The sequence below is a fragment of the Arthrobacter sp. 24S4-2 genome, from assembly GCF_005280255.1.
Taxonomy (GTDB): domain Bacteria; phylum Actinomycetota; class Actinomycetes; order Actinomycetales; family Micrococcaceae; genus Arthrobacter.
Map to the genome: position 1 here is coordinate 2,252,491 of NZ_CP040018.1, position 15,211 is coordinate 2,267,701.

A 15,211-nucleotide genomic window follows, 5' to 3' on the forward strand; every position below is an offset into this window, starting at 1 on the left:
TCCAGGCTGACCGCCGACCACAATCCGGTCCGGCCCTTTCCGGTGGCGGGGCGGTCTCCCCCGCTTGGCACTGCTGGGCGCCATCGACGCTGGCGCGGGTGCAGCCAGAATCCAGCGAACGCGTAGAAACCCGACCTTCAATCCGGGATCGACATTGTTCTCGACCGCGTCACTGTGCGCTACTTGTGGCTTGCGGGTGGACCGGTCGATGTCGCCGACCGAGACCACCTTCTGACCCACGTCCCTCATGCACGCATCGAGACCTGATCCAATCTGGGCCACATGGCGCACCCGGCCGAACCCGATCAATTCGCCGCCCGCATCTCCGAGTTCGTCATCGGCGCCTACTGAAGCGTGACATATCGAGATCCCCTCGGGTGCGTAGGACGCCCAACTTCAGCGTGACCCGCTCCTCCCTGCCGGCCTACAAGGGCGCGCTGTGTTCGCGGACGTCGCCTCCGGTAGCAGGACAACGAACGGGTTTGCCACTCGGCCGAACGCCCGTCAAGCTTAGGTAGTCCGGGTTGCAGCTGCCTGCTGGGTCAGCCATTGGCGGTAACTCTTGGCAAGTGCATCGTTACGAATAAGGCTTCGTTCCAGACTGGAAATTTTGGAAGGCCAATGACCGAGCTCGCGGGCTGCGGTCGTGATAGTGAATCCAAGTTTGGTGCGCATCTGGCGCAGGTCGGCGTTGCTTGGTGCCGGCTGAGGGTTGGTGATCTGGCGGTAGAGTTCCCGGGCTGCGTAGCGTTTGAGACAGCGCATCGTTTCCCGTTTGCTCTTGCCTTCGGCGGTGCGCTTGGCCACGTAGTCCTTAGTCCGCTGGCACGAGCCCATACGCACCAGTACCACCTGATGCAGGGCACGGTTGGCATTGCGGTCACCGCCTCTGCTGAGCCGGTGACGGGTCGTTTTGCCCGAGGACGCGGGTATGGGCGCAACCCCGACGAGGGCGGCGAACTGGGCCTCATTCCCAAGACGGTCCGGATTGTCCCCAACGGTGACCAGGAGCTGGCTGGCCACTTCGGTTCCCACACCTGGAAGGTCGCAGAGCATCGGCGCGTAGGTATCAAGGATTTCCCGGAGCGCGGCGTCCGCGGCCGCTATTTCTGCCGCGAGGGACTGGCAACGGGTGGCGAGAGCCTTCAACGCCAACAGACACACGTACTCAGGGTCAGCAATATGGCCCGAGGGTCTGGAGCGCTGCAGTGCCGTGATCATCGCCGCAGTTCCCAAACCGCGGTATTTCGCCCGGAGGTTGTCCGAAGCCGACACGAGAAGGCCCTTGATCTGATTGATGGCAGCGGTGCGGGCCTTCACTGCCGAGGTGCGCCCGGCACGCAGGATTCGCAGGCATTCCACGGGACCATCCTTGGCCTTCGGGATCGCTGTGGTCCGGCCGTCGAGTACCGATTGAGCGGCTTGGTAGGCGTCCAACGGATCTGATTTGCCCTTCAGCCGGCGCGCAGCCCGGTTCGGTCGGTTCACCTCCAGCACACACAGACCTTCACCGCGCAGGGTCCTGGCGATTTCGGCGCCGTAAGAACCCGTCCCTTCGACCCCTACTGCAGCGACAGGGCCATAGCTGGTTATGAACTCCACAATCTTCCGATACCCGGAACCCACGGCCAGGAATTCCTTGTCCGCAAGAGGCTTGCCGTATTCGTTGATGACAGCCACATGGTGCGTGTCGGCATGGGTGTCGATACCTGCGATGACTTTAGTTGTTTCGTTTGCCAAGATGGAAAGGTGCCCCTCAGTCGCGTGGTCAATGGCTGATTGAATGGGGCGCGGGCCAGGTGGGCAGACAAAACGGTAATGGGACTGGTCGAATCAGGCTCCTATGAAGTCATGTCCGCCTGGCTCAACACCCCTTTGACGGACCTTGAACCGGCGGACAGATCAACAGGAAGACAGCACCGGAGGCACGTCAGTTTTTTGGGGAGTCACACCGGCCCAAGACCGTTTCCAGTATTACCGTTTTTTGGCTGCGGCAATTTCTTGGAAGACGGGGGATTCGTCCACTGCGCGGCGGACAAAGTAGCCAACGACGATGAGGACGATGCTCAGTAGGAAGGGTACGCGCCATCCCCATTCAAGGAAGGCCGCCCCGGGGAGATTACACCGGTCATGAGCGCTGTGACGCCGGTGGCCAGGAGCAGCCCCAACGGGACGCCCAGCTGGGGGAAGGCCCCGGCCCGTCCGCGGCGGTCGCGGGGGGGCGTGCTCGACCGCCATCAGGACAGCACCACCCCATTCACCGCCGGCGGAGATGCCTTGCAGGATCCTCAGCAGCAGGAGCATGATCGGGGCGAGAGCCCCGGCAGTCGCGTAGGTCGGCAGGAAGCCGATCAGGGTGGTGGCCGCGCCCATGAGGATCAGGGTCAGCACGAGCATGGCGCGGCGCCCGAGCTTATCTCCGTAATGGCCGGCAAGGAAGGCACCGAGAGGCCGGAAGAGGAAGCTGATGCCGACGGAGGCGAACGACAACAGCAGAGGTGGCGACCTCTGCGGCTGCCTGTAGAACCAGCCCGCACTGGAAGGAATGGGCGTGTAGGCTACCAGCTACATTCTGCGTGGCCTTGACCGCACTCCGGTATCGGTCGGCGCGCTAGAGGCAAGGGCATTTATGCCTCTTGCCAGCCGTTGGCCGGGCGGCTTGCTTCGGCGACTTTTGCAGTGTCTACGAATTGTTCGAAGCGGACGATGAGTCCGCCGCGAACGATGAAGTGGTGGGCCACCCGGACGTTCAGGGGATTCCCGCTGGCCCGGTGCTTGGCGGTATATCTGGCCAGTACCACCACGTTTTCGCCTTCAACGACGTATGTGTCGTCGTGGGCAGCCCAGCCGTCCCAATCCCGGCCGAGGATTTCCATCACGTTCGACGTGACGCCCGCGGGTGTCCGGTAGGTTCCGGCGAGGGGGAAGCCTGCCATCTCCGTCCACTCGACATCCGGGGCCATAGTGGCACGGAGCGCTTCGAGGTCACGGGCCGCTGATGCAATGTACTGCCGGCGGACGACGTCGCGTGGCGAGGTTGAGGGGGCAGGCTCGGCGGTATCGTTCAGCCCCATGTCATTTCCCCCTTGGCGACCTTGGGCCCGAGTTGCGCAGCAATGAGCATCCCGGAGTTCGGATAATTTTCGATCAGGGCAGCGGTGACAGACGCCGCGTCAGCTGAGCGAGCGAGGATCCGCTCGAATTCTTGGAGGTAGGACCTGGTGTAGTTGATACCAGAGGCGTCGTTGGCGGTTCCCGGCAGTCGGTGGCCTGCGATGACGAGTTCGGGTTTCAGGGCCTGCATCTGGTCAAGGAGCTCGATCCATGCCGAGCGCTTTTCGGGAGTTGCAGTGTCTGCGGTCCACACATGTTCCTCCTGGAAGACCAGGACCCCGCCGACTACTGCGTTCTGGTCCGCGCTAAAGAGGTAGTGCCTGTCGGGGAGAATCTCCGAGCCGCCCCGGAGTTCGAAGCGGTACCCCTCAAGATCGATGGCGTCCGCTGTCAGGGGAGTGATCGTTGCCAGACGGGTTGGTAGGTTGGCCCCCAACGCTGTCCAAGCCTTGAGCTTGCCCTCGTAGGTTGCCTGGATGTGTTCAATCACGATGGGGGTGGCCAGGATCGTAGCATTCGGGAACGCGTCGGCGATGACTTCCAGGCCGAAGTAGTAATCGGGGTCGGCGTGGCTAATGAAGACCGTTTCCAGGTCCTTGCCGGAGTCCAGGACTGCCGCAACGAGTCGGTGGCCATCAGCCAGGGTAAAGCCGGCGTCCACGAGGAGAGCCTTTGAGGGGCCGGTAATCAACGTTGCTGACTTGTTGGGTGAACCTGCGGGGAAGTCGAGATCGAAGACCTCAAAATTCAGTGACATGGTGGTGAACCTTTCTCGGATGTCCCCGGAGAACTGTCCGGGGCGAGTCGCGCAAGGCACGCTCACTCAGGTCCAACAATAGCTGACCAGTCAGCTATTCCTGGGGGTAGGACCCATAATAGTCACGGCATGATCGGCAGCTCCCGCGCGGCGTGCTTGCTGATCTTTTTCACGGCAGCCGAGAATACCTCCGCCTCCCCGGGTGAGAGCAGGTTGAGGAGGTGCCGTTCGATGTTTTCTACGTGGCGGGTACTGGCGCGAAGGAGCAAATCTTCGCCGTGTGCGGAGAGACGGATCAGCTGGATCCGGGCATCAGAAGCGGAGTTCTCGCGTTCGATCAGACCCAGCGCTGACGCGCGCTGTACCAACCGGGTGGCTCCGCCGGAGGTCAGCACCCGGGCCTGGGCGATGTCCCGCACCGGGATTCCCTGACTTCCGGCCCTACCTGCCAGAAGTAGAAGTTCGAAAATGGAATGACTGATGCCGAACTCCTCTTCCAGGTCGCGCCCAAGGAGATGCTCCAGCCGGTTCGCCGCACCGAGGAGACGACCGAAGGCGAGGACACGATAGTCATTGGCAGCCTCTTGGCCGGACCCGAATTCCTCTACTCCGCTCACAGTTCAACACTACGCGGCGCAGGGTGATGTGTTGAGCATAAGCCTGCTGGCTGCTCGGGGAGCGGCTACTCACCTCTTCAGCGTGCTGAGTGGGGGCAGCGCCGTCGTTGTTTCTTATCGTCGGACGCGCGGATCCGGCGCCCTGTTACAGGCCAAGAGGCCCATAGCGGGCCGCGGCTACGCCCAGGGCAAGAACGCCCAGAACAATATTGATGATGACGTTGGGAGTTTCCTTCCGTCGACCATGCGTGATGGCTGCGCCGGCCATGAGAAGGACAAGGCCTGCGGCGGCCGTGGGCACCAGGAACGTCGCGACGTTCAGCAGGGCGGGCAGGACCAGGCCCAGCGCACCGAGAATTTCGAGTGTGCCGATGCTCTTCACTGCGCCGTCGGAGAAGTTCTCCACCCAACCTTGGCCTGCGGCGGCGAGTTTGGCTTTGGGTTGGGCGACCTTCATGGTTCCGGCTGCAAGGAAAAGGAGCGCGAGGGTGGCGGTGATGACCCAGAGGGCGATGTTCATGATGGTCTTCTTTCGTAGTGCGTGTTTGAGTGTGGGAAAAGTAAGCGGGATCAGGCGGCCGTACTTGACTGACCGCCCTCCGCAAGGATTTCGCGGACCATGGGCACCACCTTGCTGCCGTAGAGTTCCACGGCCTTGAGGCGTGCACTGATCGGCTGGGCTCCGGAGGTGAAGATGAGGTCGAAGCGGCCGACGTCCAGGGAGCCTACGGCGCGCGCGATCCTCTTTGCGACGGTCTCGGGAGAGCCGACGTACATGGAGCCATGCTGCGTTTCTGCCTCGAAGTCTTCACGCCGAACAGGCGGCCAGCCACGGAGGGCTCCGATGCGGTCCCGCACCACCTTGTAGTGGGGCCAAAAGATTGACTTGGCTTCGTCATCGGTGTCTGCGATGAATCCCGGGGAGTGCATTCCCACCGGCCACGCCGTGGTCCCGAATTCGCCAGCCGCCCGCTTATAGAGATCGATAAAAGGCATGAACCGTTCCGGTTGTCCGCCTATGATGGCGAGCATGAGGGGAATCCATACCTCGCCGTGCGAACTACCGACTGAGGCGTGCCGCCCACGCCCACCCAGGTTTTCAGCCCACCCTCTGTCTTGGGATAGACATCGGCATCCACCAACGGAGCGCGGGTGGTGCCGCTCCATGTCACAGGTTTCTCATCGAGGAGCCTGGCGAAGAGTTCAATCTTTTCTTCGAACAGGACGTCGTAGTCTTTGAGGTCGTAGCCGAAGAGCGGGAATGACTCCGTGAAGGATCCTCTGCCTAGGATCACCTCGGCCCGACCGCTTGAAAGTGCGTCCACTGTGGCGAACCGCTGAAAGACCCGCACCGGGTCATCGGAGCTGAGTACCGTGACCCCGGAGCCGAGGCGGATACGTGAGGTGCGGGTGGCCATGCCGGCCAGCACCGTCTCCGGTGCTGACACGGAGTATTCCGAGCGGTGATGCTCACCCACGGTAAAGACGTCGACTCCCAGGTGGTCGGCCAGTACGGCCTCGTCCACCAACTGCCTAATGGCGCGGGCATGGCTCGCAGGTACTCCGGCGTCGTCTAGGGGCACATCGCCGAACGTGTCCAGTCCAAAGATCACTTCGCTTCCTACTCTCTGATTGACGTGTCAATCATTTAATTGACACGTCAATCATCAGCCCGTATGGTTGACGTGTCAAGCGAGGACGGGGTAGTCGTGGATAAGAACAACAAAACTGCTCGGCGGAGTCCAAGCCGGAATGAACTGGCCGTGTGGCGCGAGTACGTCGAGACGTCAGAGATGCTTAGGCAGGCGTTGGCAGCCGGACTGCAATCTACTTCCAACGTCTCCCCGAGTGACTACTCCGTACTCTTGGCCCTCAGTGAAGTTGAGCAGCACCGGTTGCGATCCTCGGTACTCGCGGAGGGAATCGGGTGGGAGCGAAGCCGCCTTTCACATCACCTTGGGCGAATGGAGAAGCGGGGGCTGATCCGGCGCAATAAATCCGACTCTGACAGCAGGGGTGCTGAGATCGAGCTGACGGACGATGGCGCCCGCACCTTTCGGAGTTCCTCGGCGTCACACCTGCGGCTGGTCCGCCGACTCTTCGTTGATGCACTTCCGCCCGAGGACCTCGAGGCTGCCGGCAGGATTGCGGCACGTTTGCGGCTCCATCTAGACGAAATCGCCTTCGAATCTGAAGGCGACCAGGCCGACAACTGACTAGGGGTGGGCTGACTCTCAGCAGGAAAGCGCAGAGGAAGGTATAGCCCTCTTCTCCCCGACGCGATGCGGTTCTCACCACGCACGTGCCGTTTCGGCAGATTTGATCGCTTCACTTCCTATGGCGAAAGTGATCACCCGCTACGGCATCCGTATCGACAACATCGACGCCGAGGCGGCATGACACCGTCGTCATCAATGTCCCCGACTATTGCGTCGAAGAGGTGGCGTCCCACGCACTCGCAATGGCTCTCTCTTCCGCTCCCTAGGCATCTGCCTCCAGCTGATGCTGCCATCCGATCGGGATTCTGGGGAGTTGAATCGGTGAGGCCCCGCCACCGCACTTCGACGACCGAGCGCTAGCCACTCGCTAAATCGCTCCTGCCTCCGGGCTATCTTTTGCACGGCTTTCCCGAAACTTGCTTTAAGACTCACCCGCCTGAATTGGATTCAAGGGGCCTGACTGGGGCCAAGTTTTGGCTGAGCATCAGCGGATAGAACCCCGGTTCTCCCCCGAACGGCGCCGCCAGCTCGGAGGCCTCCTGCTGCGCCACGCACACGCGATTTTCCGAGAAGATCAAGCGGTGATTACATGGCACTCAGCTTCCGACAAGGGTTCGCGGACGTTTGCTGGCCTCTCATGGTTCCCAAGCCGCCAGCGAATTCCGGTCCGCGCCAGGACCAGGTTAATGGATCTATGCCGCGCCGCGTCGGTGCTGTCCTCCGGACTTAACGTTGCTTACGAGGGTGTCCGGCTCTACGCTCCTAGCAAGCGCACATGCAGGCGAGCGGGGCCAGTGTCCGGGTGCCTACATCGACGTGGCTCCCAGACTCTACCTGAGGCGGGCTTAACGCCAAGCAAGCGGATGTTGCTGCCGAAATCGCCTTGACGGCCTTGCCTATTCATTGCGCAATCAAAAGTCATGTCCGACTATTCAAAGGAGTTCAAATGCCCACGGAAATTACCAAAGTTGCTGTCGTCGGCGGTGGATACATGGGCGGAGGGATTGCGCAGGCCCTGGCCCTGGCAGGCCTGCCGTGCGCTTTGGCGGATGTCACGGCGGAAGCCGCCCAAAACTCAGTACGCCGTCTGGTTGAAGAGGGTAAGGACTACGAGTCGAGGGGATTGTTCCCTGAGGGCGCCCATGACCTGCTGGTGGCCAATCTGCGGGCAGTCGAGAGCATCGAAGACGCCGTAGAAGGAGCCGACTACGTCAGCGAGGCTGTCCCGGAGATCCTTGAACTCAAGCAGTCCACCTTGGGACGCATCAGCCGAGCCGCCGGACCGCACACCGTTATCGGCAGCAACACCTCGGCCATTCCGATTGCCACCCTGGCAGAGTCCGTCACCCGGCCCCAAAACTTCCTCGGCGTGCACTGGATGAACCCGTCATTCTTCGTTCCTTCCGTGGAAATTATCCCCACTGAAAACACATCACCGGAAGCAATATTCGCCGTGGAAGAGCTGCTCAAAAAGGCAGACAAAGTCGCCACGCGCGTCGCCGATTCGGCCGGATTCGTCGCCAACCGGCTCCAGTACGCCCTGTTCAAGGAAGCCTCATCCATGGTTGAAGAGGGCTTGGCCACCCCGGAGGTAGTCGACGAGGTCGTCAGCAATGCCTTCGGCTTCCGACTGGCCTTCTTCGGACCCTTTGCCATTGCGGACATCGCCGGCCTGGACGTCTATGAGTACTCCTTCCGCAGCATTGAAAGTGCTTACGGCAGCCGCCTCGCAGCGCCCGAAGTACTCAAGGCCAAAGTCGCCGACGGCCACCTTGGCCTTAAATCCGGACAGGGGTTCCTCACCATGGATCCGGCCGCAGCTCAAGAGATCGCCAATTACCGGGACCGGGCCTACGCTGAACTCAAGGCCCTTAAGGACCGGCTTGGCCCGCCGCCGTTCCTCTCCAAAAACGTGTAGATCTCTTGTCCGGCTCCATTTCCGGAGCAAGAAAACATCGAGACCTCGGGGGCTGGGGTTTCCCAGCGCCGGCCCCCTGGCACGACACTGCGCCTTCGGGCGCTTGCCGGGGGTGACGGCAGGGGTCGCTGCAACAGCGCCGTCGGCCAACCCCCATTTCATCGTCCCGGCTCCCACCGGGCACGGAGATGCCGTAGACACCCCCTAACGCTTCGGAGGTTCCGCCCCATGTCTCCCATCTACTCCTTCGCCGGCATTATGCCGGACATCCACGAATCCGCGTTCGTAGGACCGACTGCCGCCATCATCGGCAGTGCCACACTCGCTAAGAATGCGAGTGCCTTTTACGGCGTATCCGTCCGGGCCGATACCGCGGCGATCAGCGTGGGCGCGGGCACAAATCTGCAGGACTACGTCGTGCACCATGCCGACCCCGGCTACGCCTGCACACTGGGCGACCGCATCAGCGTGGGACACTCCGCAGTCGTCCACGGCTGCACCGCAGAGGACGACTGCCTCAACGGAATGTCCGGCCTAAACCACCACGAGGCCGGGCCCGCCTCCGGTCAGCTCTACTAAACGCACCCCAATGCAACGCCGTCGTGCAACACTCCTCCGGCCCGACCGAATGACCGGACTGCGTAAACCCTGGGCCCCTGTGGATGAGTGCCATCAGAACCCCGCCTGCCTGTCACCGCGAGCCCGTGCCTGCCTCCTTAGACCGGTTTCATGCCTTGAAACGAACAACGCTTCCTTCCAATTTACTTAACGTTGCTTAACATCCACTGTCCCCGCTGTAATGGACATCACAGAGAGTTCCAGCTGGGAATCCCCTTACGACGTTGAAAGGAGGCACGATGGTCGGTGTTACAGCAGCCGAGACGCCCGTGCCGAATTCACAGCGTCCCGCGAAAATCTCTGCTGCTGCTGTTGCACGTGCAGCGGGCGTTTCACCGGCCACGGTCAGTTATGTCATGAATGGCCGCCAAGGCGTCTCGGCTGATACACGCCGGCAGATTCTGAGGATTGCCAATGAACTCGGCTACCGGCCATCCGGCCACGGCCGCCTGCCCGACCCGTTACTCACGCGCGTCGTCGGTTTCATCCTGCCCAACATCACCAACCCGATGCACACAGGATGGGCGCAGCACATCATCACTGCCTCGGCTGCCGAGGGGTTCGACGTATTTGTCGCCACAACATTCGATGACCCCGAATCCCTCGCCCAGATCGCCTCTACACTGGCGGCACGAAACGTCGATGGAGTCATCATCGCCGGCGCTCTACGGGAAGACTCCCGTGCACTGCGCACGCTGAGGCAGCGGCGTATTCCATACGTCTATCTCTCCCGGCGTGCAGACCACGTCCCTGGCGACTTCGTGGGAATCGACGACGATACGGCAGCGTCCCAGCTCATGCAGCACATCCTGGACCATGGCTACACCGAGATCGCCACCGTGATCGGTCCACGATTCTCAACAGCCTCCATGGCCCGTGAAATCGCCTTCGTCCGCACCGCAGCGGCGGCCGGGGTCGAGATCACCGGCTCGCGCAAGATCAGCACGCGTCTGAGCGCCGACGGAGGGCTGGTCGCCGCGCAGCAGCTTCTGGACTCATCGGCCCCGCCTAGGGCGATTGTGTGCGGCTCGGATGAAATAGCCATGGGAGTCATGGAACACGCTTTGGCCCTTGGGCTTCGAATCCCGGAAGACGTAGCCGTCGTTGGCAGCGACGGACTGCCGCATAGCCGCTCACAGCTGATCGGCATGACCACCATCGTTCAACCCGTAAAGCAGATGGCGGACCGGGCATTCGAGCTGCTCCTGGACCAGATCGCTTCCCCCCGAACCACGTACGCCCTCACGATATGCCCACACCGGCTGCATTTCGGGACATCCTGCGGATGTCCCGCCGGAGTAGCTCCGGCATCCCCATGAAGCCGCCAGCATCCGCGTAACAGCAACACTCCTCCCCGGCCATCTCCCGGGCACCCTATTAACAAGAGAAGGTACACCTATGTCCATCAACTCCGTCAGGACGGCAATGAGGCCGCCAAAAGCTATCAATAAGGTCATATACCGGCGCCTGATGCCTCTGCTGATCGCCGCGTACGTCATAGCATTTATTGACCGGTCAAACATCGGCATGGCCAAGGACCGACTGGAGATTGACCTCGGCCTTTCCGCAACCGCCTATGGCATCGGCGCCGGCATATTCTTCCTGACCTACGCGCTGTCAGAAATCCCCTCCAATCTCATCATGCACAAAGTTGGCGCCCGCTTCTGGATCATGCGCATCATGATCACCTGGGGCCTGCTCTCAGCGGGCATGGCCTTCGTCCAAGGCGAAACGTCCTTCTACATCATGCGCATGCTGCTCGGCATCGCCGAAGCAGGTCTGTTCCCCGGCATCCTGTACCTCATCACCCAGTGGTTCACGCTCGAGCACCGGGCCAAGGCAAACGGCATGTTCCTGCTCGGCGGATCCATTGCCAACATCATTGGCAACCCGATCGGTGGCGTACTGCTGACCCTGGACGGCTTGGGCGGGCTGCATGGATGGCAGTGGATGTTCATCATCGAGGGCCTGCCCGCCTGCGGCCTTGCCTTCATCATCTGGAAGATGCTGCCCAACAAGCCCACAGACGCCAAATTCCTCACCCGGGATGAGGCCGAAGACCTCGAGGCCCGGATCGCCGCCGAAGAACAGGCTGGCGCGAAGGCTGCCGGAAACTCAAAACTTCGCCACATCGTGAAGGACAAGCAGATCCTGCTCGTGGTCGCGGTCTACTTCACCCACCAGATCGCCTTCTACACCCTTGCCTTCTTCCTGCCCACCATTGTCGGCACGTACGGAAAACTCAGTCCCATTCAGATTGGCCTGCTGACTGCCGTCCCTTGGATCTTCTCCGCTGTAGGAGCCTTGACGATACCAAGACTGGCCACCACAGGTTCACGCTCGAAGCTGATAACCACCACGACGATGATCGGGATCGCGGCCGGCTTCACGCTCGGCGCCATCGGTGGCCCCGTCCTGGGACTGATCGGCTTCTCCCTCGCGGCCTTCAACTTCTACGCCCTGCTGCCAGTCCTCTACACCTACCCCACCACCAGGCTCTCCGGATCCTCCCTGGCCGCCGGTCTAGCGTTCGTCAACACCGTGGGGCTGTTCGGCGGCTTTACCGGCCCCTACGTCATGGGATTCATCGAGGACACCACAGGGTCGAAAATTAACGGCCTCTGGTTCGTCGTCGGCATGTGTCTCATCGGCGCGCTCCTCACCCTTGGACTTAAACGCGGTTCCAAGAAAGTTGAGCCGAAGACTGTAACCGTTCACTAGCCCTGATTCGCCCCGTGAAAACCCCGGGCTAGCGGACAAACGCACCGCGGGCCCACCGCCCCATACTGCGTCGATCCGACCAGCCACGGAGACACCGCCGACCTGGCATTCCTCTTCTCCCTCCCCAACTCCACGGCAGGCACCGAAAAGCTAAATTCGGTGCCTCTGCCAGAACCAAAAATCATCGCCGAAAGAAGCATCATCATGTCCCGCAAACGCAAGGTCATCATCACCTCCGCCGTCACAGGCGCCATCCACACGCCATCGATGTCCCCTCACCTGCCTATCAGCGCTGAAGAGATCGCCGATGCAGCCATCGGCGCGGCCGAAGCCGGAGCGGCCATCGTCCACATGCACGCACGGGACCCCAAGGACGGCCGCCCATCCCAGGACCCTGCCCATTTCGAACCGATTCTGGCCAAGCTCAAAGCCAACACCGACGCCGTCATCAACATCACCACCGGCGGATCCCCGCACATGACTGTCGAGGAACGCATGCTTCCGGCCTCCGTTTTCAAGCCGGAACTCGCAAGCCTGAACATGGGGTCAATGAACTTCGGGCTATACCCCATGCTTGAGCGTTTCAAAGACTTCGGACATGCATGGGAACGCGAAGGACTCGAGCGAAGCCGCGACCTGGTCTTCAAGAACACGTTCTCGGACATCGAAACCATCCTCAACATCGGAAACTCCAATGGAACCCGCTTCGAGTTTGAGTGCTACGACATCTCACACCTGAACAACCTGGCGCATTTCCACGATCGCGGCCTCGCGCGCGGACCACTGTTCGTTCAGTCCGTCTTCGGGCTCCTGGGCGGCATCGGCGCCCACCCGGAAGACCTCATGCACATGCGCCGCACAGCAGACCGTCTCTTGGGCGACAACTACGAATGGTCCATCCTGGGCGCCGGCAAGAACCAGATGCCCCTAGCCACCATCGGCGCAGCCACGGGATCCCACGTCCGTGTGGGCCTGGAAGACTCCCTCTGGATCGGGCCCGGCGAATTGGCCAAGACGAACGCTGAACAAGTCAGGCGTATTCGAACGATCCTCGAAGCGCTGAACTTCGAAGTGGCCACCCCGGATGAGGCCCGCGAAATGCTCCAACTCAAGGGCCGCGACAACGTCGGCTTCTAGGACAAAGAACATGCATATCCTCATCGCGCCCGACAGCTTCAAAGGCACCTTCACCGCGTCCCGCGTCGCAAGCCTGATCGCCGGCGGAGCCCATGCCTACGGCGCCGACGTCACCGAACTCCCTGTAGCCGACGGCGGTGAGGGCACCTGCGAAATTCTGAGCAGTTCCCTCGGAGCCGAGGAGGTCTGGGTGGAAACCTTCGGCCCCTGGCGCGAACCGCTACGGGCCTGCTACGGGCTGGCACCGAACGGGACGGCGGTGGTCGGTCTGGCCGCAGCCAGCGGCATTACTGCGCCCTGTACCGGAGAGCGGAACGCCCTCACGGCGGACACGTACGGAACGGGGGTTCTGATGGCCCACGCCGCCCGAAGCGGTGCCCGCAGGATCCTGGTCGCCGCGGGCGGCAGCGCAACAACCGATGGAGGCAGCGGCGCCATCACTGCGATCGAGGAGCACGGGGGGCTCCGCGGGGCCACCGTGACAGTGCTCAGCGACGTAACCACCGTCTTCGAGAACGCCGCTCGTGTCTTCGGCCCGCAGAAAGGCGCCAGCCCAACGGAGGTGGACCAGCTCACCGCCAGGCTCCACGCCCACGCCTCGGATTACCCGCGCGACCCGCGTGGAGTCCCACGAACCGGCGCGGCAGGTGGTTTCAGTGGAGGCATGTGGTCGATGTACGGCGCAACGCTAGTGCCTGGAGCCGAATTCGTGCTTAACCTCGTGGACTTTGACCGATCGGCCGCAAACGCGGACGCCATTGTGGTTGGCGAAGGACGCCTTGACTCCCAGACAGGACAAGGCAAGATCATCTCGGAAATCCTTGCTCGGAGCACCGGCAAACCGGTATACGCCGTTGTCGGATCCGTCGACCCCGACCTCGGAGACTACGCCAATAATTTCGCCGGCGTCGTCGTTGCATCCGATACAGCAGCCCTGCAACATGCTGGACACCAGATCGCCAGCTTGGTGGGCGCCGATAGGGCCGCGTCCTAGCAGCTACGGCAAGCCTGGCACCGCAAAAGCCAGCACTTCCTGGAGTTGGAACGCCGGAAAGATCATTCCTCATCTGGAGTCCCGCCGCATCTCCACCTACACCTCTGAAGAGACCCCTGATGAAGTTCCATGAGCGCCTCCGCCACATCGCTGCCACAGTACTGAACGCTTACCGCGACGGACTCTTCCAGTCGATGCCGGTGACCCTATCGAAAATGATCCCGCATGACGCCCCAGATCCGCGGAGCTCAGAACTGGACGCGGCTGGCTGAGTGCGATTTGGTTGACGTCCACGAAGGCACCGTGCGGCGATTTTCTGCCGTCGTGGACATCAAACCCGCCGACTCCATTGTTGTCTGGGTGGTAGATAGCTACGGTTTCAGGAGCGCATTTGACCACCGCGAAGAAGTTGAACTTCCCGTGCTCGACGGTGCACATTCCGGCCAGCACAGCAGGTAGCGGGTCTCGGCACCGGGGGCGAAGAGTGCGGCTGTGTTCGTCGCGAGGCTTCTTTCGTCCGCCGATTTCGCCGATGATGGCGAACAGGCCCCGTACATCTGGGTGGTCACCGGACACGTGTGCCGGCACTCCCGCCGACGCTTTCTGCACCAGCGAATGTTTTGGCCGGGTGCTGACGCGCCGCGGCCTAGCTGGCAGGGCTCCCTGTGGCCCGGGTTGCCGAGCACTTCTGACACCATCCCTATCTCTCGATATCCAGCCAGAGCTCCAGGCTGGGAATTCTAACGCCGCTAGCCGGCGTTCGGTAAGGCTGGTGACGAAGGCGAGTTTTCGCCGTATGAGGGGCTGGCCCAGCCCATTCACCCGGCGGCTTCGCAAACCGGCAACTCGGCGCCCGCAAAGCCGGTAATCGTACGGGGCGGATCGTCTCCTTGTCATGCGGGTTCCCGCTCGTTTGGCCATGAGATGTGGGGGAGGAGGGATCAACCGCCATGACGCTCGCCGATTATCCCGGCCTGCCTTTCCTCATGGGCAGGTGCTCGATCTGTTCTGTCGTCATCGCTGCGACCGACTTCGGACCCGGGCAATTCAGGGCGGCGCTGTCGCACGTACGTTGTAGAACTGTCGGGCGCGGCGGTCGGGACATTCGATTAGAAG

13 protein-coding genes and 3 pseudogenes are annotated in these 15,211 nt (G+C 61.8%); 9 read left to right on the forward strand and 7 right to left on the reverse strand.

From position 1 onward, the window contains the following. Nucleotides 1-510 precede the first annotated feature (510 nt). The 7 genes and pseudogenes from FCN77_RS10250 to FCN77_RS10280 all read right to left on the reverse strand — a co-directional run bounded on the left by FCN77_RS10250 (nt 511) and on the right by FCN77_RS10280 (nt 6,101). On the reverse strand, nt 511-1,740 hold the full coding sequence (locus FCN77_RS10250) for an IS110 family transposase (protein WP_137322193.1): 1,230 nt from the start codon (nt 1,738-1,740) through the stop codon (nt 511-513). 234 nt (nt 1,741-1,974) lie between these two features. Beyond that, complete coding sequence (locus tag FCN77_RS10255) at nt 1,975-2,490, reverse strand: MFS transporter (RefSeq protein WP_254678927.1); 516 nt, start codon at nt 2,488-2,490, stop codon at nt 1,975-1,977. Between the two features lie 137 nt (nt 2,491-2,627). Beyond that, nucleotides 2,628-3,074 (reverse strand): nuclear transport factor 2 family protein, encoded by a 447-nt coding sequence (locus tag FCN77_RS10260; protein ID WP_137322194.1) that lies wholly within the window; start codon nt 3,072-3,074, stop codon nt 2,628-2,630. Beyond that, entirely contained in the window at nt 3,065-3,871 is an 807-nt protein-coding gene (locus tag FCN77_RS10265) for an MBL fold metallo-hydrolase (protein ID WP_137322195.1), read from the reverse strand. Before FCN77_RS10265 ends, FCN77_RS10260 begins: the two co-directional genes overlap by 10 nt. A 122-nt stretch (nt 3,872-3,993) precedes the next feature. Continuing rightward, the gene (locus FCN77_RS10270; RefSeq protein WP_137322196.1) at nt 3,994-4,488 is read right to left on the reverse strand and encodes a MarR family winged helix-turn-helix transcriptional regulator; all 495 of its coding nucleotides are present in this window, start codon (nt 4,486-4,488) and stop codon (nt 3,994-3,996) included. A 145-nt stretch (nt 4,489-4,633) separates the two neighbouring features. After that, complete coding sequence (locus tag FCN77_RS10275; protein WP_137322197.1) at nt 4,634-5,008, reverse strand: DoxX family protein; 375 nt, start codon at nt 5,006-5,008, stop codon at nt 4,634-4,636. A 50-nt stretch (nt 5,009-5,058) separates the two neighbouring features. Next, nucleotides 5,059-6,101, reverse strand: a pseudogene (locus tag FCN77_RS10280) (LLM class flavin-dependent oxidoreductase). A gap of 180 nt (nt 6,102-6,281) precedes the next feature. On the opposite strand from FCN77_RS10280, the pseudogene FCN77_RS26755 reads away from it, so the two are divergent. The 9 genes and pseudogenes from FCN77_RS26755 to FCN77_RS10320 form a co-directional block, all read left to right on the forward strand. Next, a pseudogene (locus FCN77_RS26755) lies at nt 6,282-6,443 on the forward strand (MarR family transcriptional regulator); the annotation flags it as partial. A gap of 9 nt (nt 6,444-6,452) precedes the next feature. Beyond that, nucleotides 6,453-6,704 (forward strand): hypothetical protein, encoded by a 252-nt coding sequence (locus FCN77_RS26760; RefSeq protein WP_254679087.1) that lies wholly within the window; start codon nt 6,453-6,455, stop codon nt 6,702-6,704. A 949-nt stretch (nt 6,705-7,653) separates the two neighbouring features. Then, entirely contained in the window at nt 7,654-8,625 is a 972-nt protein-coding gene (locus FCN77_RS10290; RefSeq protein ID WP_137322199.1) for a 3-hydroxyacyl-CoA dehydrogenase family protein, read from the forward strand. 228 nt (nt 8,626-8,853) lie between these two features. Beyond that, nucleotides 8,854-9,156 (forward strand): annotated as a pseudogene (locus tag FCN77_RS10295) (gamma carbonic anhydrase family protein); the annotation flags it as partial. A 326-nt stretch (nt 9,157-9,482) separates the two neighbouring features. Further along, nucleotides 9,483-10,562: a LacI family DNA-binding transcriptional regulator gene (locus FCN77_RS10300; protein ID WP_137322200.1), complete on the forward strand. Its 1,080-nt coding sequence runs from the start codon at nt 9,483-9,485 to the stop codon at nt 10,560-10,562. Between the two features lie 151 nt (nt 10,563-10,713). Continuing rightward, the gene (locus FCN77_RS10305; RefSeq protein WP_254678928.1) at nt 10,714-11,964 is read left to right on the forward strand and encodes an MFS transporter; all 1,251 of its coding nucleotides are present in this window, start codon (nt 10,714-10,716) and stop codon (nt 11,962-11,964) included. A gap of 204 nt (nt 11,965-12,168) precedes the next feature. Next, complete coding sequence (locus FCN77_RS10310; RefSeq protein ID WP_137322201.1) at nt 12,169-13,101, forward strand: 3-keto-5-aminohexanoate cleavage protein; 933 nt, start codon at nt 12,169-12,171, stop codon at nt 13,099-13,101. A 10-nt stretch (nt 13,102-13,111) separates the two neighbouring features. Then, nucleotides 13,112-14,095 (forward strand): glycerate kinase, encoded by a 984-nt coding sequence (locus FCN77_RS10315; RefSeq protein ID WP_137322202.1) that lies wholly within the window; start codon nt 13,112-13,114, stop codon nt 14,093-14,095. Between the two features lie 225 nt (nt 14,096-14,320). Beyond that, nucleotides 14,321-14,554, forward strand: a complete 234-nt coding sequence (locus FCN77_RS10320; protein ID WP_137322203.1) for a hypothetical protein — start codon at nt 14,321-14,323, stop codon at nt 14,552-14,554. Nucleotides 14,555-15,211: the final 657 nt, after the last annotated feature.